Genomic DNA, 21080 nt, shown 5'->3' with positions numbered 1-21080 from the left:
CTCGGGCAACGGCGGCGAACTCGCGCCGTGACGGGAGGAAATTCATGTATCGGCAAGGTGATGTCCTGATCGCGCCCGTAGCGGAAAACGCTGTACCACCGGCACTGCTGCACGCGCCCTCGGTGGCGCGGGATCCGCGCGGCCGGTTGGTCCTCGCATTGGGCGAGGTCACCGGCCACGCGCATGCGGTGCGCGGCCCGGGCAGGCTGATCCATGAATCCGGGGCGACGGGGCCGATGCTGTTGCATCTGCCCGAGGGCGGCCGCGTCGTCCACGAGGAGCACGCGGCTATCACGTTGCCGAAGGGGTGGTTCCGGGTGGTGCGGCAGCGGGAGTACGTGCCCGGCTCGGTCCGCATCGTCGCGGACTGACGCGTGCGGACGAAAGACTGTCGGTGAGTACAGAATCGAGCGAGTACATGACGAAGCGGGACGAATGGCGGTCGGTGTCGACGGCGACCGGACCCGGAGACAGGACGGCGGCCGAGGACGCGGTGCGGTCGGCCTACCGGCAGGCCGGGCTTGCCGAGCCCGAATCCCTTGTGTGGGCGCGGTCGCCCCTCGAGGCAGTGCGGATACTGCGGGACGCGGAGTCCGGTTCGGATACCGGCGTGTGTGTGCGGGAGGCGCTGCGCAACGCCCCGCTCGCGGCCGAACGCGAACGCGTCCACACCGAACTCGGTCCCAAAGGATTCAGCGAGCACTGGAGTGCGACCGGCGCTGACCTGTGGGAGCTGACCGGGACCATCATCGACCGGATCAGGGCCGGGGTCATCGATGCGATGGCACGTAATCGTCAAGAGCAGAACACGATTCGCCTGCTGCTGCTCGACGCCGTCCTCGGTCAGCACGACTCCGCGTGGCTGTCGGCGTTCGGCAGCGGACCTGATGAACCGCTGCACGCGCTGGCGCGCGTTGCCCGCGAGGCGGGCTGGTGGTGGCCCTTCGAGAAGGTCGCGGTGATCAGCGAGCGGCCGACCGAACTGCACCGCGACGAGGCGGGTCGGCTCGACAGTGGTGCGGGCCCCGCCCTCGCCTACGCCGACGGATTCGAACTCTTCGCCTGGCGCGGTATGCCCGTCCCCGCCGAATTCCTCGACAGCTTGCGCACTCTGACGGCCGAACGCATCCGCACCGAGGAGAATGCCGAACTGCGCCGGGTGATGCTCGAGTACTACGGCTACGACCGCTATCTCGACGAATGCGGTGCGCGTCCGATCCACCGCGACGAGACCGGCGTGCTCTGGCGCATCGAACTCGACGGCGACGAGGACGTGGTGATGGTCGAGGTGATCAACTCGACGCCCGAACCCGACGGCACCAGCCGAACCTACTGGCTGCGGGTGCCGCCAGACACGCGCACCGCCCGCGCCGGCGTGGCGTGGACCTTCGGGCTCAGCGCCGAGGAGTACGAGCCCGTCGCGCAGACGTAGGCGCTCAGACCGTCTCGCCGACCACGTTCGGCCGGATCATGATCACCGACCTTCGGCCACACACGCGCGCTGTTGCTGCTGATCGCCCGGTTCAGCGCGAAAGGCCATGGGCGCGAGCGATGATGCGTTCCATCACCGTGCGGGGAAGCAGGCGGCGGAGGGTGAAGAGTACGGGGGCGTTGCTGCCGACGGCGTAGAGCGGGCGGGGGCGCTCGGCCTCGATCGCTCGCACGATGGTGTCGGCAACCTTCTCGGGCGTAATGCCTTTCGCCTGCTTTTCGTCCAGGTTCGCCATGAAAGTGGTGAAGTCGGCGGTGTGAGCGGAACCCTCCGTGAGATATTTCGTGCGTCGCTCCCGCAGGCCGGTGTCGATCTGGCCTGGTTCGACGGCGGTGATCCACACGCCGAACGGTGACTCTTCGAAGCGCGCGGCCACCGCGAAGCCGCGCAGTGCGGCCTTTGTCGCGACGTACGAGGAGCGATACGGCATCGGGAAGCTCGCGAGCATCGACCCGACCATCACCACGCGTCCGTATTCGCGTTCCCGCATACCGGGCAGCAGCGCCTGGGTCAGGGCGATGGGGCCGAGCACGTTCAGCTGGAACAGTCGCTCGACCGCCTCGCCGGGCAGTTCGGCCAGCGGTCCCGCCTGGCTTTCTCCCGCATTGTTGACCAGCACGTCGACCTCGCCGAGCCCGGCGACGAATGCCTCCACCGACGCCTTGTCGGTCAGATCGAGCGCCCGATACCGGACCCCGGCAACCGCGGCGTCCGCACCGATCGTGTCCGGATTACGGCTGGTCCCGATCACCCGATACCCCCGCTCGACCAGTACGGCGGCGGTCGCCTTTCCGATTCCGGATGAAGCACCGGTGACTACGGCAACACGGGACATGCGGAGTCTCCTTCCAACACCGATTCGCCGACCATACCGCCCACCGGCACGACGAGTGCCTGCCCGACCGAGAGGATCAGGCCTGAGCAGAATGTGTGTAGACGGAGTCACCGAGTCCTACAACTGATCCGGGTCTGCTGATCCGGTGTAGGGCAGCGGGGCCGTTTCGATGGGCCCGAACCGGGCATTCTCGTCGCATCAGGTACCGGATCAGCCGGTCGGTATCGCGGCGTGAGGTGGCACCATGACAGCGGATGATGAGCCGTGGGAGATCCCCCCGCTCGACGACGCACCCGACATCGCGCGCGGCTCTGCGACGCAACCAGGCGAAACTTTGGCCGACACCAGGAATTGGCCGGGGTACGGGCTGCTGATGGTCGCGGCGGCGGTCGCGGTCGCCGCCGCGGTGATCGCGGGCTGGGGGCTCGGCCGTGCCGCGATCGTGGCAACGATCATCGCCTTGGTCGCGTTGCTGGCCGGGGTCACACTCGTCGTCATCGAACGTCTACGCCGACGCCGCAGGGCGCGGCAGGAAGCGGGCCAGGAGACCGCGCCCGCTTAGCAGACCATCGTTCCGCCGCAGGGCTGACGACCTGCGGCGGTCAGTCCTGTGGCAGGAAGCCGGATTCGATGAACTCGCCGACGTACATGTCGATCGCCTGGCGATTCACGGGCGGGCAGTGCACGCCGGTGCCCGTCAACGCGGCGCGACTGTGCGCGTCGGCGCAATCGAGATGCCCGGCGAGGTCGGCCAAGTTCGGAGAGAGCAGTGCGGCACGCACAAGCGAATCGTCCCCGACCATGTTGCGTCGGCGGGATTCCCGAAGCAGGCTTTCCCGCATCACTTCCAGCGGGGTCGTCGCCATCGGCAGCCCGTGCGCACGCATGCTGGCCAGGATTTCGCTGACCGGTACCGGCGTCCGATTGACCAAGTGATACACGATTTCGGCGCGTGGGTGTGCGGAGATCTCCACGATCGCTCGGGCCACGTAACTCACCGGGACCAGCGAGACCTTAGCGTCGGCTACGTCGGGCGCCATGCCGAGAATCGCGGCGGCGCGGACCATATTCCAGAACGCGTCGTCGGGGCTGTTCACGCCGACGCACGGGTCGCCACAGATCGTGCCCGGCCGAAAGATGGCGATGGGTACGCCGCGCTCACCGGCCTGGCGGACCAGTTCCTCGCCCACCCACTTCGAGGCGAGGTAGCCGTTGCCGGGCAGCTGGTCCGCGCGCAGCCGGATATCTTCGGCGATGACACCTGACGGGGTGGCCACCGCGGCGCCGATCGTGGAGATGAAGTGCACCGGCTTGACCCGCCGAGTAGTGGCCAGCCGCAGCAACTCCCGCGTCCCCGCCACGTTGGCGGGCCGCAGCCGCGCGTACGGCTCGATGTGGTTGACGCGTGCCCCGTTGTGATAGATCGCGTCGACGCTATCGGCGAGGCAGTCGTAGTCGGCGGTGTCGAGACCCAGCCGCGGGGCGGTCAGATCGCCCGCGACGACGACGATCCGCTCCACGGCGGTCTCGCCGGACAGGCGATAGTAGCGTTGCGCCCGCAGGATTCGATCGATGCCTTCCTCTGCGCTGTCCGCGCGGACCACGCACCAGACCCGGGCGTCGGTGCGCTCCAGCAGTTCGTGCAGAAGATGCGCGCCGAGGAAGCCGGTGGCACCGGTCAGCAGGACTTCCTGCGGCGGCCCGCTGTGCGCGGGTGCGCATCCGCTGACGTCGAATTCGGGCTCCAGCACGGCATCGGTGTCGGGCGTCGGCGGGGCATCCGGCTCGCTCCTCCCGGTCAGCCGCGCGGCGAGGCCGGTGACGGTGGGGGTGGTGAGGATCGCCGACATCGGCACATCCCGCGCGAGCCGGGACGATAACCGTTGGTGCAGGGTGAACGCGAGCAGTGACGACCCGCCGAGTTCGAAGAAGTCATCGGTGACCCCGATCGGGGACACCGCTAGCACGTCGGCGAACTCCTCGGCGATCGCCCGTTCGAGTGGTGTGCCCGGCAGGGCGTCGGTGCGCGTCGAGAACGCCGGTTGCGGTAAGGCGGCACGGTCGAGTTTGCCGCTTGTGCTGACTGGTAACGCGTCGAGTACCACCACGGCGGATGGCACCAAATACCCAGGCATCGAACGGGATACATTGTGCCGCAAGTTATTCTGATCGACCACCGCGCCTTGCGCAGGCGCGACGTAGCCGACGAGCCGATCCCCCAGATCCGAAGCCTTGACCGCGACCGCCGCCTGACCGACTGCGGGATCGGCGAGCAGCGCCGCCTCGATTTCACCGAGCTCGATGCGGTGGCCGCGGATCTTCACCTGAAAGTCCATGCGCCCGAGATAGTTCAGCGTCCCACTACGGTTCCAGCGAACCAGGTCCCCGGTCCGGTACATTCGCTCGCTCGGGCCGCCGAGCGGATTCGCGACGAACCGGCCCGCGGTGAGACCCGGCGCGCCGTGGTAGCCGCGGGCGAGCTGCGCTCCGGCCACATAGAGCTCCCCCGCCACACCCACCGGAACCGGCCGCAGCCGGTCGTCGAGGACGAGGCACTGGGAATTCCATTCCGGCACGCCGATCGGCATATCGGTGGCCTCCAGATCCGCAGCGGAGACCAAGTGCTGAGTGATGCTCACCGCGGCTTCCGCCGGACCGTACAGGTTGTGCACGTCGGCTGGACTGACCAGTGCGAAGCTCCGAGCCGTCTCCGGGTGCAGCGCGTCTCCGATGACGAAGATCGCGCGCAGCGAGGCCAATTCGGTTGTCGTCGCGTGCTCGGCGAATACCGTGAGCACGGCGGGAACGAAATCGGTGAGCGTCACCCCATGTTCGGCGATGAGCCGGCACAGGGCGCGAGGGTCGCGTTGCTCGGCGGGGCTCGCAAGCACGAGGCGCCCACCCGCGCGCAGCGGAAGAAAGTACCCCCACAGCGACACATCAATGGTCGCCGATGTTTTCTGTAGATACACATCCCCGGCGTCGACACCGTATTCGTGCTGCATCCAAGCGAGCTGGTGCACGATCGCCCGGTGGCTGACCACAACCCCTTTCGGGCGCCCGGTGGACCCGGAGGCGTACATCACGTAGGCAGGGTGATCCGCGTGCAGTGGCGCGAGGCGTTCGTCGTCGGTGACGGGCGTGGGATCGATGCCGTTCAGGTCGAGGGTGTCGACGGCGTGCGCCGCGGCTTCCGTGAAGCCGTCCGCGCCGGTGGTCAGCACACATCGGGGTGCGGCAAATTCGAGCACCTGCCGGATGCGTTCGGCCGGATGATCCGGATCGATCGGCACCCAAGCCGCTCCCGCCACGCCGATCGCGTACAGCGCGACAACCTGCTCCACCGACCGGCGCATAGCCACCGCGACGACCGTCTCTGGACCGACCCCCTGCCCGATCAGCCACCGGGCCAGTCGCGTGGATCGATCGCGCAGCTGACCGTAGGTGATCGTCTCCGGCCCACACGCCACAGCGATCGCATCCGGCGTCGCCGCGGCATGTCGCCCGAGCGCCGCGGTGAGCGGTTCGGGGGGCAGGTCGTGCTCAGGCCCGGTGCCCCAGGACCGGATCCGTTTGTGTTCGACCGGGTCCATGATGTCGAGGTCACCGACAGCGGCGGTGGGGTCGGCCGCGATCTGCACGAGGATGCGAAGATAGCCATCGAGGAATCGCTGCACGGTGTGCTCGTCGAAAAGATCGATGCTGTAACCGAACCGGATGATGATCTCGCCGGGGGCGCCATCGGTGTCGTGAGCATCCACCACACCGATGTGCAGATCGGTCTTCGCTGTGTCGGCGTCCACGTCGAGGAATGAGAAACCTGGACCGGACAGCTCGAGCGTGGCCTGCGCGAAGTTCTGAAACGCGAAGCCGACCTGGTACAGCGCGTGCCTCCCGGGCGAGCGTGTCGGGTCGACCGCGTCCACGACATGCTCGAACGGAACCTCGGAGTGCGCGAAGTTCGTCAGGTCCCGTTCCCTGGTCCTTTCGAGCAGCGCTGTGAAGCTCTCACCCGGGTCGATGCTGGTCCGCGCGACGGTGGTGTTGACGAACAGGCCGACGACGTCCGCGAGTGCGGGCTCGGCACGGTTGGTCATCGGCACACCGATGGCGATGTCGGTGCTGCCGGAAAGCCGGGCGAGCAGCACGGCCAGCGCCGCCCGCATCACCATGAACAGTGTCGCGCGATGGGCGCCCGCGACGGCGAGCAGGTCGCGGTGCAGCGTCGCGGGCACCGACCGCTCGATCGCCGAGCCGCGCAGCGACGCGACCGCAGGGCGTGGCCGGTCGGCGGGTAAGTCGAGTTCGTCGGGCAGGCCGGCCAGCTCCCGTGTCCAATACTCGAGTTGTCGGGAGAGCATCGAATCCGGGTCATCCCTGGTGCCGAGCAGGTCCTGCTGCCACAGCGCGTAGTCGGCGTACTGCAGGGCAGGCGGCCGCCAGGCGGGGGTAAGGCCCTCGCTTCGCGCGGCGTAGGCGAGTGCGACGTCGCGGGCCAGCGGCGCCAGCGAGGAACCGTCGGCGCAGATATGGTGCAGGGCGCACACCAGGATGTACTCCTGAGGCGTACGCAGCAGCCGAACCCGCAGCGGCACTTCGGCGGATACGTCGAAACCACGGCGCAGGGTGGCGTTCACCCGGCCGGGCACCGCGTCGTCGAGGAGTTCCTCGACTTCCAAATCGCACACCACGCGCTCAGTTTCGAGGATCAGCTGGCGCGGACCCGTCTCGTCGGCGGGGTACATCGTGCGCAGCGCCTCGTGCCGTTCGACAGTGTCGGCGAACGCCGCGCGCAGTGCGGGGACATCCAGGTCCGACAGCCGCAGCGCGAAGCCGATGTTGTCCACCGACGATGTCGTATCGAACTGATTGCGTAGCCATAACCGAAGCTGGGCGGGCGAGAGCGGGATTCGCTCCGGGCGTGACCGCGCCACGAGCGCCGGGCGGGCCGCGTCGAACTGCTGCGAGCGGATGGCCTTGGCGAGCGCTGCGACGGTCGGATGGTCGAACACCAGTCGTGGGGGTATCCGCACGTGCCATGTCTCACCGAGCCGTGCGGCAACCTGGGTGGCCAGCAGCGAATTGCCGCCCGCCGCAAAGAAATCGGCGTCGGCGCCGAACCGTTCCCGACCGAGGACACCGGCGAATACCTCGGCGACCAGTTCCTCGCCGAGATCGGACACCGGCCGATAGCCGGGCTGGTCGAGCGCGCGGCCGCGCAGCGCCGATCGATCGGCCTTGCCCGTCGGGGTCCGTGGGATCAGGTCCATGAGGGTGATCGTGTTCGGCTGCGAATATTCCGGCAGCAGCGCGGCGAGGGCCTCCGCCAGCGCGGCGGGTTCCGGAGCGTATCCGGGTTCGGGCTGGATGAATGTCGCCAGGCTCGTCTCGCCTGTGCTGCTTTTGCGATCGACGGTCACGGCCAGCCGGACACCGGGCTGTGTGGACAGGATGGCGTCTATTTCGCCGAGTTCGACCCGGAAACCCCGCACCTTGATCTGGTCGTCGCTGCGGCCGAGATAGTCCAATTCGCTCGAGGTGTTCTTGCGGACGAGATCACCGGTGCGATACATCCTGGAGCCAGGAGGTCCGAATGGATCGGCGAGGAAGCGTTGCGCGGTCAGACCGGGCCGCCCGTGGTATCCCCTCGCCACACCGGGTCCGGAGACGTACAACTCGCCGGCCACCCCGACATCGACCGGGCGTAATCGCTGGTCGAGCACGTGGCAGCGCATGCCACGTACCGCCGATCCGATGGTGACCGGTGCATCGGGGGACAACGCGGAGCTCAGCGTGGCCAAGATCGTGGATTCGGTCGGACCGTAGGCATTGTGGAACCGGCGGCCATCAGCCCAGTGCCGCACCAGCATCGGAGGACACGCCTCACCGCCCACCATGACCGAGCGCAGCGCGGTGAGTCCGCTCGGATGGAGCGAGGCCAGTGCGGACGGCGTCAGAAAGGCATGGGTGATCGCGTACCGCGCGAGCAGGTCCGCCAGGTCGCTGCCGCCGTAGACGGTCGGCGGGGCGATCACCATCGTGGCGGCGGAACAGACCGCGAGCAGCAGCTCCAGCACCGAGGCATCGAAGCTCGGCGACGCGAAGTGCAGGACCCGCGCATCCTTGTCGAGCGAGTGCCGTGCGGCCAGCTCGGCGCAGAGCGGAGCCAGCCCCGTGTGGGGGACGGCGACGCCTTTCGGTCGTCCGGTCGAACCCGACGTGTAGATCACGTAGGCGATATTCGACGCGCGCAGTCGGGTGGGCCGATCGAAGTACGCGATCGGGTTCGCGGGATGCGCCGACACTCGCGCCGACACCTCGGGGTCGTCCAGCACGAGCCATCGCAAGTCCGCGGGCAGCGACGGCGCGGATGCGCACCGGGTCAGGCCGAGCGTGGCGCCGCAGTCGGCGACCTCGAACTCGATGCGCGCGGACGGAAGGCCCGGATCGATCGGCACGAACGCGGCGCCGGTCTTCGCGACCGCCCACACGGCGAGCACCGAGTCGAGCGAGCGCGGTAGTGCCACCGCCACCGTGGTTTCGGGACCGGCGCCCATTCCCAGCAGGGTTCGCGCCAGCTGGGACGAGCGGGCATCGAGGTCCCGGTAGGTGATCTCGGTCTCCGCGCACACCACGGCGATGCCGTCGGGATTGTGCGCCGCCGCCGCCGCGAGCAAGGCACCGAGCGTTGGGATGACCGGCTCGGCCGACCGGCGATGCCCAATACGGACGGGTGGACGAGTTTCCCCGCTACCGCTCGTCATGTCGTCGTCCGTTCGGAGTGCCTGTAACTCGGTGATGCTATAACCAGCCGGTATCGCTCGCCATGGATGAGAAGGGCGACATGGACGCTCGGGAGTCGGCGGGCCGCAGGGGTTCGGCCGGGCCGGAGTTGCCCGACACCGAGAACGTCGAACTGGTTCTCGATGGCTCCCAGGGTTCGCGGCTCCCCTGTGGGTCGGCGATCAACGCGAGTCCACGCTCGATCTGATCCGATCCCGGTTCTGCGTGCCGGCTGGTCCGGGCGGTGTCGGGTGGGTCGCGGCGGCGCACAAGGCGGACGTCTGGGCATTCCGCTCGGGGCGCAGGTGATCGACTGCGTCGGACTTGCCGCAGCGGGCCGGGATCGAGGCCGCTGGACGACCTTGTCGGTCACGGTGGGATCTGTGTCCGCCCGGTCCGCGCCGATATCGATGGTCGACCGATATCGGCGCGGTCGCGCGCTCAGCTCTGACCGAGCATGGTGCGCATCTGGTCGATCTCAGCCTGTTGATTCGCGACGATCGCGCGGGCGAGCGTCTGCGCGTCGGCGTTCGCGCCGGTGGTCAGCTCGGTTTCGGCCATCGCGATGGCGCCGGCATGGTGTTCGATCATCATGGTCAGCCATTGGCGGTCGAAGTCAGGACCGGACGCTGCCTGCAAAGCCGACATTCGCTCGGCGGACATCATGCCTGGCATGGCATGGCCCGTATGCCCGTCACCAGGCGCGGGTACGGGCTTGCCGAAGCTCTGCAGCAGGGTGGTGATCTGCCGCATCTCCGGCTCCTGTGCCTGCTCGACGGCAGCGGCGAGTGCGAGCAGCTGTGGATTGCGGCTGCGGCTCGGCACCAGCTTCGCCATGTCGACGGCCTGCGCGTGATGCGGGTACATCATCTGGAGAAACATCACGTCGGCGCTGTTGAAATCACTGCGGGCCTGCGTGCTCGGGGTCGGCGCCACGCTCGACGCGCCATGCTCCATGCCGGGCATGGTGTCGGCATCGTCGCCGCCACATCCGGCGAGGGTCAACGCGACTATCGCGGTGACAGCGAGGGTTACGCGGGTTCGGGTAATGAACATAGGGGTTGCTCCTTGCGAACTGGGAAGTCTGACAGCGGAGGGGACAACGCCGCGACCGTGCTTCGGACACATGGACGCGGCGGAACTGTCAGATCCGCAGAATCGCCAATTCGGCCAGGGTGGGCACGGTCCAGGGCGGTGGTCGGCTCCGCCGCGGGCGCCAGTGCCGCGGCAGCGCGACACCGCTGCCGGGCCGGTCGACCGCCATCCGATAGAGCAGAACCAGCGCGAACAGCACGGTGACGGTGGCAAGGATGAACACGCAGCCATGCATCCCGCCGTGGGCGCCGCCGCACTCGTCGCCCGCGCAGCCCAGGTCCGCTGTCACGCTGCCGGTATCGAGCACCGCCGCGCCGACAGGCAGCGTGGTCGGAGCGGGCGGGCGTCCTGGGGTGCCACTCGGCCTGGACGCCTGATTGATTTCGCGATCGCCCTGCGCTTTGTGTACGTGGTCTTTCCTGACCATCGAGCCCGAGAATTCGCTGTTTCCGCCTGGCTGAGCCGTGTCGCGGCCTCGTGGGGTTCTGTCGCGGCTCGGCTCGGGTCCGCGCTGGTCGGGTTCGGCCGAGGAAGCGGCACCGAATATCGCGGCAGTGGCGCGCCCCGGCGCCTCCGAGGAGACGACGGCGAACGGCGGCATCGGGCTCGCGTTGTCGTTCGGCACGGCCATGGCGGCGCGGTCGGCGGTCGCATGGGCGTGGCCGGAGATCCCGAAGACGGCCGAGTGCATGGCGACGATCCCGGTGAGCAACGCCAGCACACCGAGCAGCCGGGCGCGCCTGGTCGCACGGAGGATCCAGGAGCCGCCGGCCGCGACCGCGTTCATCGTGAGCACCGCCAGGTCGGTGGAGTGCGGCACGGTGATCCGCGGCAGCCGGAGCGTGTGGTCGACCACAAGGAGCGAGTCTAATGACCGTCGATGCGACGCCGCCATATACCCCGAGACCGTATGGTATCGGCCTACGGTGTGGCGATGTCGACGACCAACCGGGTCGGGTTGGACAGGGTGCTCACGGCGAAGGCGGGGCGGTCGGCCTGTACGCCGATGAACGACTGTGTGGTGCCCTCGAACACCATTGTCCGGTAGACGCCCGCGACTCCTGGCACAGACGGGTCCACCGCGGGGTCGGGGCCGGAGTACGGCGTCACCCCGCTGTCGAAGGGATAGGCCGAGCCGAGGATTCGTACCTCGAGGATCGACCGGCCCGCCACCTCGACAGGGTTGCCGCTGCCGTCCTGCACCGCGTGGTCGGCGTACTGGACGAGCCAGCCGGGCAAGCCTGTGCCGCCGAGTTCGTAGACCACGCGATCGAAGCCGGGTTGGTGGCCGAGTCGGATATTCGTGACCGTGAGCCCGGCGTCGGCGGAGGCCGTGCCCCGCTTGGGTTGGGCATTCTCCGGCGTGGCCGGCGTCGCTTCGGCCGACGGAGCGGGGATCGAGGCGAGCGGGGCGCCCGGGGTGGTCCCGCCGTTGCCGCAGCCCGCCAGTACTACTACTGCCGCGGTCGCGAGAGTGAGCACCATCCTGTTGCGCATGGGGCTGATGTTACGCAAGAGGGGTGTCGAATGGTGCGACTGTTGTCGCATCGGGTTTCGTCGTCGGGCGGCCGCAGATCGGTCGTGGGCGCAGGTGCGGCGGAGGGCCCACGCCACGCGATGAAGGGCATCGACGGTTGCTATGTAATTGCCAACTCCTGAAACTGGTGAAATGTCGGCAGGAAAGTCGCCCTGGGGACAACGACGTGGCGGGCCGTGCGGCACAATCGTTCGCCCTCGCTCGGGCCCAACGTCGTCAACCCGGTGCTGCGCATCGCTCCGGGAAACCATATGTCGGGCAGCGACTTTCGCGGGACGGGTCAAGTGTCCGCGCGATCGGTGGGGACACTGCGGTCGCACGCGACATCGAATGCGTGCCGAAAGGTGATCGGCGCTCGCTGCTCGGGACGAGTGGCGCAGGGGATCTCGTGTACGGCCGCCGCGCCCGTGGGATCCGATGTGCCGAAGGCTCGTGCGGAGTCGCCGGACGCACGCGTTCGACCGTCGCGTGCCTCCTGCCGCGAGCGGGCGCGTGCTCCGCTCGGCTACGGGACCTGCCCGGTCTCGGAGCCGTCGACCATCGAGTACGTCACGTTCTTTCCAGTCTTGGCCGAATTCGACTGCACCAGTGGAGCTATACCGCGTCAATTGGTAACCACAAGGCTGCGACGCGTCGATTCGCCGGGGTGGGCGCGACGATGCGGCAACGATCTAGCACACTTGAGGTGTGGGACATGTCGAGGATGTACTGAGCCGGCTGCGGCGGTATCCGGATGTGGAGGCGCTGAATCTCTACGCCGTGGATGCCGCCGATCGGTTGATCCTCGACGTCGCCGCCGATGCGCTCGCGACCGTCGATAGCGGAAGGGTAGCCGTCATTGGCGACGCCTATGGCGCGCTGACTCTCGGCGCCATCGCGGGCCACGACCTCCGTGACGTCCGGGTGCACCAGGATTTGCTGACCGGCGAGCTCGCCCTCGCCAACAACGCCCGCACGGCCGGCCTGTCCGATCGCTACACCGCCCACCCACTCGGCAGTCATTTGCTAGGCGATGTCCGGGTTGTGTTGCTTCGCCTGCCGCGTGCGCTCGCCGGGCTGGCCGAGGTCGCCGACGCCATCGCCCGCTACGCCGCCCCCGACGTCGAGGTGTTCGCGGGTGGCCGGGACAAGCATCTGACCAAGTCGATGAACGACGTTCTCGCCCAGTCGTTCTCCGAGGTGCGCGCCAGCCGCGGCAGGCAGAAGTCGCGCACCCTGCTGGTCGGCGGGCCCAAACCGGTCGGTGACCCGCCGTTCCCGGTGTGCGCTCGCCTCGACGAGCTGGATATCGACGTGGTGGCGCACGGCGCGGCCTTCTCCGGCGCCCGGCTCGACATCGGAACCAGGTTCCTGCTTCAGCACCTGAAGTGGATGAAGCCGGATGCCCGCGACGCCATCGACCTCGGCTGTGGCACCGGCATCCTGGCCGTCGCGCTGGCCAAGGCGCGGCCGGGGATCAAGGTGGTCGGTACCGATCAGTCCGCCGCGGCGGTGGCGTCGGCGCGCGAGACCGCCGAAGCGAACCAGGTCGCCGACCGGGTGACCGTGGTGCGCGACGACGCGATGTCCTCGGCCGCGGACAACAGCGCCGACCTGGTGCTGTGCAATCCGCCGTTCCACGTCGGCGCTGCCGTGCACACCGGATCGGCGATCAAGATGTTCGCCGAGACCGGCCGGGTGCTGCGTCCCGGCGGGGAGCTGTGGACCGTCTACAACTCACATCTGAACTATCGGGACGTGGTCGAACGGATGGTGGGCCGGACCGAAGTGGTCGGCCGCAACCGGAAATTCACAGTGACTCGGTCCGTGCGTGGCCTCCACGACCCACGCCAGCGGTAGAGTCCGAATTGTCTGGCTCAGTGAGTTTCCGGGGAACTCGCTACCGATGACAAACGTTGGACAGAGCAGTTGGATATCGAGTGCCCCTACTCGATGAACAGCGGCAACGACTCCAGAAAGGGACGCCGTGCGTACCACGAGCAATCCGGTTTTCAGGAACCTGCCGAGGCAGGAGGGTGGTGGATACGCCGGCTTCGGTTCCGGCGTAACCACTGCGGGACAGTTCGGCAACCAGTACAGCCAGCAGCCATACGGCCAGCCCCCGCAGCCCTATCAGCAGGCCCCCGCCACCAGGGCGATGACCATCGACGACGTGGTGATCAAGACCGGCGTCACGCTTGGTGTGCTCGCCCTGTCCGCGATCATCGCCTATGGCCTCACCAACGCGAACACTTCGCTCGCGCCGCTGTTCGTGATCGTCGGCGGCCTGGTCGGCCTAGTGCTTGTGCTGATCGCGACCTTCGCGAACAAGATGGACAACCCGGTGCTGGTGCTGTCCTACGCGGTCGCCGAGGGGCTGTTCCTCGGTGCGCTGTCGTTCATGTTCACCAATATCGAGTTCGGCGGCGTCGGCGGCAGTGCGCTGATCGGTCAGGCGGTGCTCGGCACGTTCGGGGTGTTCGCGGGCATGTTGGTGGTCTACAAGACCGGTGCCATCCGGGTGACGCCGCGGTTCACCAGGGTCATCGTCGGCGCCATGATCGGAATCCTGGTACTCGTGCTGGGCAATCTGATTGCCGGCTTCTTCATCTCCGGCGGTCTGGGTTTGCGTGACGGCGGCCCGCTGGCGATCGTCTTCAGCTTGGTGTGCATCGCCATCGCCGCGTTCAGCTTCCTGCTCGACTTCGACGCCGCCGATCAGCTGATCCGCGCGCAGGCGCCGGAGCGGGCGGCCTGGGGCGTTGCCCTCGGCCTGACCGTCACCCTGGTGTGGCTCTACGTCGAGATCCTGCGACTGCTGAGCTACTTCCAGAACGACTAGCGAATGAGCGAAAGGGCGGTCGCGGGAGTCCCGGCGGCCGCCCTTTCGTCGTCTCAGCTCAGGCGCTCGATGACCATCGCCATGCCCTGGCCGCCGCCGACGCACATGGTCTCCAGACCGAACTGCTTGTCGTAGGTCTGCAGGTTGTTGATCAGCGTGGTGGTGATCCGGGCGCCGGTCATGCCGAACGGGTGGCCCAGCGCGATAGCGCCGCCGGAGACGTTCAGCTTGTCCTCGTCGATCTTCAGCTCGCGGGCGGAGCCGAGTACCTGCACCGCGAACGCCTCGTTGATCTCGACCAGGTCGATGTCGTCGATGGCTTTGCCCGCCAGCGCCAGTGCGCGCTTGCACGCCTCGATCGGGCCGAGACCCATGATCTCCGGCGACAGGCCGGAGACACCGGTGGACACGATACGGGCCAGCGGGGTCAGGCCCAGCTCCGCGGCTTTGGTGTCGCTCATGACGACCAGCGCGGCAGCACCATCGTTGAGCGGGCAGCAGTTGCCGGCGGTGATGGTGCCGTCCGGGCGGAACACCGGCTTCAGCCCGGAGACCGCCTCGTAGGTGACACCGGCGCGCGGACCGTCGTCCGTGTTGACCACGGTGCCGTCCGGCAGCGTCACGGGGGTGATCTCGCGCTCGAAGAAGCCGTTTTTGATAGCTTCCTCGGCCCGGTTCTGCGAGCGGACGCCCCAGCGGTCCTGCTCCTCGCGGGTGATGCCGGTGGAGGTCGCGACGTTCTCGGCGGTCTGGCCCATCGCGATGTAGGCGTCGGGGGCAAGGCCGTCCTCGCGCGGGTCATGCCAGATCCCCGCGCCGCCCTCGGCGGTCTTCGCCGTGCGCGCCTGCGCCGCTTCGAACACCGGGTTCTGCGTGTTCGGCCAGCTGTCGGCGGAGCCGTTCACGTAGCGGGACACCGTCTCCACGCCGGCGGAGACGAACACATCACCCTCACCTGCCTTGATCGCGTGGAGCGCCATCCGAGTGGACTGCAGCGACGAGGCACAGTAGCGGTGCACAGTGGTGCCGGGCACGAAGTCGTAGCCGAGCTGCACCGCGACGATGCGGGCGATGTTGAAGCCCTGCTCGCCGCCGGGAGAACCGCAGCCCAGGATCAGGTCGTCGATCTGGGCGGGGTCCAGGGCGGGCACCTTGTCGAGCGCTGCCCGCACGATCTGCGTGGTCAGATCATCGGGCCGCAGGTCGACCAGCGAGCCTTTGCGGGCCCGGCCGATCGGGGAGCGTGCGGTCGAAACGATGACGGCCTCAGGCATGAGGACTCCTTTGTCGAACGGTCTGATGCGAACCGTGTCGTTACTCGCGGGTTCGTATCGAATCTACGTCTCGTCGCGGTGTGCGGGAAGCGGGCCTTCTCCCGCAGCGCGTGGCCGGTGCGCGACTTCGGCGCGGGTCAGCCCGGTACGACGAACTGGCCGCGTGCCGGGATGTTGGCGGTGTCGGTGGAGACGGTGACCTCGACGAGGCCGGGGCCGGTGTCCTGGAACAGCGCGTACTGGATGCTGCCGTAGATGCCGGTGACCACGATGTTGTCGTAGCTGCCCGTCACGCCGGTGGTGGTGTTGCGCCAGGCGACGGTCGTGCGAACCTCGCACAGCGGGGCGAGCGGGTAGACGCCCGGTCCGAGACCGGAGACGGGTAGCGCGCGCACGTTGAGGATGGCGCGGCCCGGCCATTCGGAGCTGGTATCGGCCCAGGTGCGGATACTCGTCCAGCACAGACCACCGCGCGCGAGCGTGGGCACCTGCGGGAATTCGACGCTCGTCGCGTCCGCCTGCGCGCCGGACCCGGCCACCAGGGCCACCGCCGATCCGGCCAGAATGGTGGCGGCGCGGGCGATGTTCGGCTGCCTCATGGCTGCGATCTTAAAGGTGGGGGTGCCGATTTATCGGTAGCCGCGACCAGTCGCGTGCGGCGTGCGCGAACGCACAGTTGGTGCGTCTGCAACTATGGGGGCATGCGCATCGCGGATCATGTCGTGGACCTCATCGGTAATACGCCGTTGGTCCGGTTGAACTCGGTGGTGGGATCGAACGCGGGCCTGGTAGCGGCCAAGATCGAATACCTCAACCCCGGCGGCAGTTCCAAGGACCGGATCGCGGTGAAGATGATCGACGCCGCCGAGAAGTCCGGGGAGCTACGCCCCGGCGGCACCATTGTCGAACCCACCTCCGGTAACACGGGCGTCGGCCTGGCGCTCGTCGCGCAGCAGCGTGGCTACAACTGCGTATTCGTCTGCCCGGACAAGGTCAGTGAGGACAAGCGCAATGTGCTGCGTGCTTACGGCGCCGAGGTCGTGGTGTGCCCGACCGCCGTGCCGCCGGACCATCCGGACAGCTACTACAGCGTTTCCGACCGCTTGGTCCGCGAGATTGCCGGTGCGTGGAAGCCGGACCAGTACTCCAACCCGGGCGGCCCGGACAGCCATTATGAGACCACCGGCCCGGAGATCTGGCGGGACACCGACGGTAAGGTGACCCACTTCGTCGCGGGTGTCGGCACCGGCGGCACCATCACCGGCGCCGGTCGCTACCTCAAGGAGGTTTCCGGCGGGAAGGTGAAGATCATCGGCGCCGATCCGGAGGGATCGGTGTACTCCGGCGGCACCGGACGGCCCTATCTGGTCGAGGGCGTCGGCGAGGACTTCTGGCCGTCCGCCTACGACCCCGCCGTGCCGGACGAGATCATCGCGGTGTCCGACGCCGACTCCTTCGACATGACCCGGCGGCTGGCCCGCGAAGAGGGGCTGCTGGTCGGCGGCTCGTGCGGTATGGCGGTGGTGGCCGCCATCGAGGTGGCGCGGCGCGACCCGGGCGCCGTAGTCGTTGTGCTGTTGCCCGACGGCGGACGCGGTTACCTGTCGAAGATCTTCAACGACCGGTGGATGAGCTCCTACGGCTTCCTCCGTGAGCGCATGGACGGCGTCGCCGAGCCGCTGGTCGGCGACGTGCTGCGCGGAAAGTCGGGCGAGCTGCCCGACCTGGTGCACACCCATCCTTCGGAAACGCTGCGCGACGCGATCGAGATCCTGCGCGAGTACGGGGTGTCGCAGATGCCCGTCGTCGGCGCCGAGCCGCCGGTGATGGCGGGCGAGGTCGCGGGCAGCGTGACCGAGCGCGATCTGCTGTCGGCGGTATTCGAAGGCCGTGCACATCTCACGGACTCGGTGGCCCAGCACATGAGCCCGTCGTTTCCGCTGATCGGTTCCGGCGAACCGCTCTCGGCCGCGACGAAGGCACTGTCGGACACCGACGCACTGATGGTGGTCGAGGACGGCAAGCCCGTAGGCGTCATCACCCGCCACGATCTGCTCGGATTCCTCAGCACCGGAACCATCGGAAAGTAACCGGCGCCCGATCAGCCGATCGCTTCAGCCATCGGGCGCTCGCCGCGCGGCGCGAGTGGGCCGGCCAGTTGCGGGGCGGGAAGATTCCGCCCCATCGGGGCCGCTCCTGAAAGCATGGCGGCCCGCAGTAAAGGGCGCGCGCGGCGTATCCCCGAGCGGCAGCTGGCGCGTACGTGTGCCGCGGCCATGCGGTCGACCGCGGCGCGAAGAATTTTGTCTCGGTTACGTCGAATCCGATGGTGGGCAATTTAGCCGCAAATGTCAGATTCGAGTCCAGACGTAGGGGTATAGCGGGGCTTGACGTAGCCGTGGCAAATTGCCGTGGCGTCATCGGAGAGCGAAGGGATGGGCATGCACACCTCTAGTTTGGCTATCGATTTCCAGCAGGGGTTCTCCGATGCGTGGAGTTCCGTCGCCACGTTCGTCCCCAAGCTGGTCGGTTTTCTCGTCATCCTGCTCATCGGCTGGATCGTCGCGAAGGTGGTGGCGACGATCGTCGACAAGGTGCTCGAGCGTGTCGGGTTCGACCGGCTCGTCGAACGCGGCGGGATCCAGCGGATGCTGTCGCGCAGTCGCTACGACGCCTCCGACCTGCTGGCGAAGCTGGCGTATTACGCGATCCTGCTGATCGCGCTGCAGCTCGGTTTCGGTGTTTTCGGGCCGAACCCGGTGAGCGATATGCTCAATGGCATCGTCGCCTGGCTGCCGAAGGCGGCGGTAGCGATCATCATCGTGGTGATCGCCGGCGCCATCGCCCACGCGGTCCGCGAGATGGTCGGCACCATGCTCGGCGGCCTGTCCTACGGCCCGATGGTCGGCCGGATCGCCGGCGTGTTCGTGTGGGGCGTCGGCATCGTTGCCGCGCTGAACCAGATCGGGGTGGCCACGGCGGTCACCATGCCGATCCTGATCGCGGTGCTGGCCACCCTGGGCGGCATCCTGGTGGTCGGCGTCGGTGGCGGCATGATCCGCCCGATGCAGCAGCGCTGGGAGAACTGGCTCAGCGGCCTGGAACAGGAGATCCCCGCGGTGAAGGGCCAAGCCGAGGCCTACCAGCGCGGTCGTGAGGACGCCGCCCGCGAGCAGTTGCTGATCGACCAGCAGGCCGCTCGCGGTCAGGAGCAGCAATGGAGCCAAAGCTCGACAACACCGGCCGGCGGGTACACGCAGCCCGGCGAGTACCCGGGTTATCGCGACCCCGGCGACGTGCGCTGAAAGATTGAGACAAGTGCGGCCGCCGCAGGAATACCTGCGGCGGCCGCACTCCTGTACCGGGCTCCGGCAACCCGGAATACAGGTCTAGGCGGCGCCTCAGGCCGGTTGACGCATGGCGTGCAGGCATACCCCGGCTAGGCGCAGCTGGGCCCAGTCGGCCTCTGCCCAGCCGATGAGATCTCCTGGTGCGTGTCCGCGCATTGTCGGCACCCGGCTCGGGTCGTCGCTCTCGCGCTCGGTGGCACTCGTCTCGCGTACCTGATCGAGCAGTCCACGCGCATAACCCGCGAGGAGTACGGCCGCGGGAACTTTCGACGCTCCCGGCACACCGTGCCGGAGAATGTCGCGCACCGCCGCGGCGTGCTGGTCCAACGCCGCCGAAAGCGCGGGAATCGCCGCGGCCGCGGCGAGCGCGGGCACTCCGTGCGTCTCGTGTAGTCGGTGCAAAATCCGGTGCGCCGACACTTCGAGCAGCGCGGGGCCGATCAGAAACATCTTCGTATCCTAGCAATCATTCAATATTTATAGAACTGTGACTTTTGCCGCAGTCGTGATCACCGGAAATATCGCGCTCAGCAAATCCGCCTTGCGGAAAGGCTTGTCAGCGAAAAGCATTCGCGTCGGTGAGTGCCCGGCCGAGCACCAGCTGATGCACCTCCGCCGTGCCCTCATAGGTCAGCACCGACTCCAGGTTGTTCGCATGACGAAGCACCGGGTAGTCGAGCGTTATGCCGTTGGCGCCGAGAATGGTGCGACATTCACGGGCGATCGTGATGGCCTCACGCGTGCTGTTCAGTTTCCCCGCGCTCACCTGCTCCGGGGTGACCTCGCCACGGTCCTTCATACGCCCGATATGCAGTGCCAGCAGCTGGCCTTTGCCGAACTCCAGCGCCATGTCGGCCAGCTTCGCCTGGGTCAGCTGGTAGGCGGCCAGTGGCTTGTCGAACACTTCGCGCGTCCTGGCGTACTCGATGGTCGCCGCGAGGCAGTCGCGGGCCGCGCCGAGCGCACCGAAGACGATGCCGAAACGCGCTTCGCTCAGGCAGGCGAGCGGCGAGGCGAGCCCGCGCGATCGCGGAAGCACCGCGTCCGCGGGCAGGCGGACATCGTCGAAGTCCAGCTCCGCGGTGACCGACGCGCGCAGGGACAGCTTGCGATGCATCTCCCGCGCGGTGAAGCCAGACGCACCGGCCGGAACAAGGAACCCACGGATCACCTGTTTGCCCTCGTCCTCGGTCTGTGCCCAGACCACCGCGACATCGGCCACCGAGCCGTTGGTGATCCACATCTTCGAACCGTTCAGCACCCAGTCGGCGCCGTCGCGCTTCGCCCTGGTCCGCATGCCGCCGGGGTTGGAGCCGAAGTCCGGTTCGGTGAGCCCGAAACAGCCGAGCGCACGGCCCGAGGCGAGCTCCGGCAGCCACCGCTGTTTCTGTTCCTCGGAGCCGGACTTGTGGATCGCGGTCATCGCCAGCGAACCCTGCACCGAAACCATGCTGCGCACGCCCGAGTCGACCGCTTCCAGTTCCTGGCAGGCCAGGCCATAGGTGGTCGCCGACATCCCGGCGCAGCCGTAGCCCTCCAGATGCATGCCGAGCAGCCCGAGCTTGCCGAGCTCCGGTGCGATCTCCCTGGCCGGAAATGTGCCTGCCTCGAACCAGTCCGCGATGTGCGGTCGCAGCCGATGGGCCGCGAATGCGGCGACGGTGTCGCGGATCTCACGCTCGTCCTCGGACAGCAAAGCATCGATCGCGAACAGTTCGTCGACAGTCACCATGGCCTCAGCCTATTGGCATCGGCCGCGCTGAGACCGGTGTCACTCCACGCGCCGTCACATTGTTCGGCGGCTTCTCGTCCTAGCTGGGTATGGCCGACGGCCGCGAAGTATTGGAGGACGAAGACGACACAGCTGAAGCGGAACCCGAGTCGTGCGCGCCG

The 21080-nt window shown here is 67.9% G+C and carries 17 protein-coding genes; 8 read left to right on the top strand and 9 right to left on the bottom strand.

Features of this window, described 5'->3' with window-relative positions:
• Window positions 1-44 precede the first annotated feature (44 nt).
• Window positions 45-371: a hypothetical protein gene (locus tag AB0H00_RS13635; protein WP_357265427.1), complete on the top strand. Its 327-nt coding sequence runs from the start codon at window positions 45-47 to the stop codon at window positions 369-371.
• 23 nt (window positions 372-394) lie between these two features.
• Window positions 395-1432: a DUF6745 domain-containing protein gene (locus tag AB0H00_RS13630; RefSeq protein WP_357265425.1), complete on the top strand. Its 1038-nt coding sequence runs from the start codon at window positions 395-397 to the stop codon at window positions 1430-1432.
• 91 nt (window positions 1433-1523) lie between these two features.
• Here AB0H00_RS13630 and AB0H00_RS13625 read toward each other — a convergent pair whose 3' ends face one another.
• Window positions 1524-2327, bottom strand: coding sequence for an SDR family oxidoreductase (locus tag AB0H00_RS13625; RefSeq protein WP_357265423.1), 804 nt, complete (start codon window positions 2325-2327; stop codon window positions 1524-1526).
• A 244-nt stretch (window positions 2328-2571) separates the two neighbouring features.
• Here AB0H00_RS13625 and AB0H00_RS13620 point away from each other — a divergent pair, with 244 nt between their 5' ends.
• The gene (locus AB0H00_RS13620) at window positions 2572-2889 is read left to right on the top strand and encodes a hypothetical protein (protein ID WP_357265421.1); all 318 of its coding nucleotides are present in this window, start codon (window positions 2572-2574) and stop codon (window positions 2887-2889) included.
• Between the two features lie 40 nt (window positions 2890-2929).
• Here the strand turns inward: AB0H00_RS13620 and AB0H00_RS13615 are convergent, their stop codons facing one another.
• Window positions 2930-9091 carry an amino acid adenylation domain-containing protein gene (locus tag AB0H00_RS13615; RefSeq protein WP_357265419.1) on the bottom strand — a complete coding sequence of 2054 codons (6162 nt, stop codon included), beginning with the start codon at window positions 9089-9091 and terminating at the stop codon, window positions 2930-2932.
• Between the two features lie 80 nt (window positions 9092-9171).
• Here AB0H00_RS13615 and AB0H00_RS13610 point away from each other — a divergent pair, with 80 nt between their 5' ends.
• Entirely contained in the window at window positions 9172-9318 is a 147-nt protein-coding gene (locus tag AB0H00_RS13610) for a hypothetical protein (RefSeq protein ID WP_357265417.1), read from the top strand.
• Between the two features lie 233 nt (window positions 9319-9551).
• Here AB0H00_RS13610 and AB0H00_RS13605 read toward each other — a convergent pair whose 3' ends face one another.
• From AB0H00_RS13605 to AB0H00_RS13595, 3 genes are all read right to left on the bottom strand, one after another.
• Entirely contained in the window at window positions 9552-10166 is a 615-nt protein-coding gene (locus tag AB0H00_RS13605; protein ID WP_357265415.1) for a DUF305 domain-containing protein, read from the bottom strand.
• Window positions 10167-10254: 88 nt separating this feature from the next.
• Window positions 10255-11061, bottom strand: a complete 807-nt coding sequence (locus tag AB0H00_RS13600) for a hypothetical protein (protein ID WP_357265413.1) — start codon at window positions 11059-11061, stop codon at window positions 10255-10257.
• Window positions 11062-11126: 65 nt separating this feature from the next.
• Entirely contained in the window at window positions 11127-11702 is a 576-nt protein-coding gene (locus AB0H00_RS13595; protein WP_357265411.1) for a hypothetical protein, read from the bottom strand.
• 727 nt (window positions 11703-12429) lie between these two features.
• On the opposite strand from AB0H00_RS13595, the gene AB0H00_RS13590 reads away from it, so the two are divergent.
• Complete coding sequence (locus tag AB0H00_RS13590) at window positions 12430-13581, top strand: methyltransferase (RefSeq protein WP_357265409.1); 1152 nt, start codon at window positions 12430-12432, stop codon at window positions 13579-13581.
• Window positions 13582-13708: 127 nt separating this feature from the next.
• Complete coding sequence (locus tag AB0H00_RS13585; RefSeq protein WP_357265407.1) at window positions 13709-14563, top strand: Bax inhibitor-1/YccA family protein; 855 nt, start codon at window positions 13709-13711, stop codon at window positions 14561-14563.
• 53 nt (window positions 14564-14616) lie between these two features.
• On the opposite strand, the gene AB0H00_RS13580 is transcribed toward AB0H00_RS13585, so the two are convergent.
• Together AB0H00_RS13580 and AB0H00_RS13575 are read right to left on the bottom strand one after the other, a co-directional pair.
• Window positions 14617-15837, bottom strand: a complete 1221-nt coding sequence (locus AB0H00_RS13580; RefSeq protein ID WP_357265405.1) for an acetyl-CoA C-acetyltransferase — start codon at window positions 15835-15837, stop codon at window positions 14617-14619.
• Between the two features lie 137 nt (window positions 15838-15974).
• On the bottom strand, window positions 15975-16436 hold the full coding sequence (locus AB0H00_RS13575) for a hypothetical protein (protein ID WP_357265403.1): 462 nt from the start codon (window positions 16434-16436) through the stop codon (window positions 15975-15977).
• A 102-nt stretch (window positions 16437-16538) separates the two neighbouring features.
• Between AB0H00_RS13575 and AB0H00_RS13570 the strand changes: the two genes are divergently transcribed.
• Window positions 16539-17927, top strand: coding sequence for a cystathionine beta-synthase (locus tag AB0H00_RS13570; protein ID WP_357265401.1), 1389 nt, complete (start codon window positions 16539-16541; stop codon window positions 17925-17927).
• A gap of 351 nt (window positions 17928-18278) precedes the next feature.
• The gene (locus AB0H00_RS13565; protein ID WP_357265399.1) at window positions 18279-19142 is read left to right on the top strand and encodes a hypothetical protein; all 864 of its coding nucleotides are present in this window, start codon (window positions 18279-18281) and stop codon (window positions 19140-19142) included.
• A 96-nt stretch (window positions 19143-19238) separates the two neighbouring features.
• Here AB0H00_RS13565 and AB0H00_RS13560 read toward each other — a convergent pair whose 3' ends face one another.
• Together AB0H00_RS13560 and AB0H00_RS13555 are read right to left on the bottom strand one after the other, a co-directional pair.
• Window positions 19239-19637 carry a DUF6401 family natural product biosynthesis protein gene (locus AB0H00_RS13560; protein WP_357265397.1) on the bottom strand — a complete coding sequence of 133 codons (399 nt, stop codon included), beginning with the start codon at window positions 19635-19637 and terminating at the stop codon, window positions 19239-19241.
• 106 nt (window positions 19638-19743) lie between these two features.
• Window positions 19744-20919 (bottom strand): acyl-CoA dehydrogenase family protein, encoded by a 1176-nt coding sequence (locus AB0H00_RS13555; RefSeq protein WP_357265395.1) that lies wholly within the window; start codon window positions 20917-20919, stop codon window positions 19744-19746.
• Window positions 20920-21080 lie beyond the last annotated feature (161 nt).

Source organism: Nocardia sp. NPDC023852, from assembly GCF_040639505.1.
In the GTDB taxonomy this organism is placed as follows: domain Bacteria; phylum Actinomycetota; class Actinomycetes; order Mycobacteriales; family Mycobacteriaceae; genus Nocardia.
The sequence above is the reverse complement of the archived record's forward strand: the minus strand, read 5'-3'. Positions and strand labels throughout refer to the sequence as shown.

Excerpts from the sequence above, each read along its gene's own strand:
- AB0H00_RS13635 (WP_357265427.1), top strand. The coding sequence starts at position 45 with ATGTATCGGCAAGGTGATGTCCTGATCGCGCCCGTAGCGGAAAACGCT.
- AB0H00_RS13625 (WP_357265423.1), bottom strand. The coding sequence starts at position 2,327 with ATGTCCCGTGTTGCCGTAGTCACCGGTGCTTCATCCGGAATCGGAAAG.
- AB0H00_RS13620 (WP_357265421.1), top strand. The coding sequence starts at position 2,572 with ATGACAGCGGATGATGAGCCGTGGGAGATCCCCCCGCTCGACGACGCA.
- AB0H00_RS13615 (WP_357265419.1), bottom strand. The coding sequence starts at position 9,091 with ATGACGAGCGGTAGCGGGGAAACTCGTCCACCCGTCCGTATTGGGCAT.
- AB0H00_RS13610 (WP_357265417.1), top strand. The coding sequence starts at position 9,172 with ATGGACGCTCGGGAGTCGGCGGGCCGCAGGGGTTCGGCCGGGCCGGAG.
- AB0H00_RS13605 (WP_357265415.1), bottom strand. The coding sequence starts at position 10,166 with ATGTTCATTACCCGAACCCGCGTAACCCTCGCTGTCACCGCGATAGTC.
- AB0H00_RS13595 (WP_357265411.1), bottom strand. The coding sequence starts at position 11,702 with ATGCGCAACAGGATGGTGCTCACTCTCGCGACCGCGGCAGTAGTAGTA.
- AB0H00_RS13580 (WP_357265405.1), bottom strand. The coding sequence starts at position 15,837 with ATGCCTGAGGCCGTCATCGTTTCGACCGCACGCTCCCCGATCGGCCGG.
- AB0H00_RS13575 (WP_357265403.1), bottom strand. The coding sequence starts at position 16,436 with ATGAGGCAGCCGAACATCGCCCGCGCCGCCACCATTCTGGCCGGATCG.
- AB0H00_RS13570 (WP_357265401.1), top strand. The coding sequence starts at position 16,539 with ATGCGCATCGCGGATCATGTCGTGGACCTCATCGGTAATACGCCGTTG.
- AB0H00_RS13565 (WP_357265399.1), top strand. The coding sequence starts at position 18,279 with ATGCACACCTCTAGTTTGGCTATCGATTTCCAGCAGGGGTTCTCCGAT.
- AB0H00_RS13560 (WP_357265397.1), bottom strand. The coding sequence starts at position 19,637 with ATGTTTCTGATCGGCCCCGCGCTGCTCGAAGTGTCGGCGCACCGGATT.
- AB0H00_RS13555 (WP_357265395.1), bottom strand. The coding sequence starts at position 20,919 with ATGGTGACTGTCGACGAACTGTTCGCGATCGATGCTTTGCTGTCCGAG.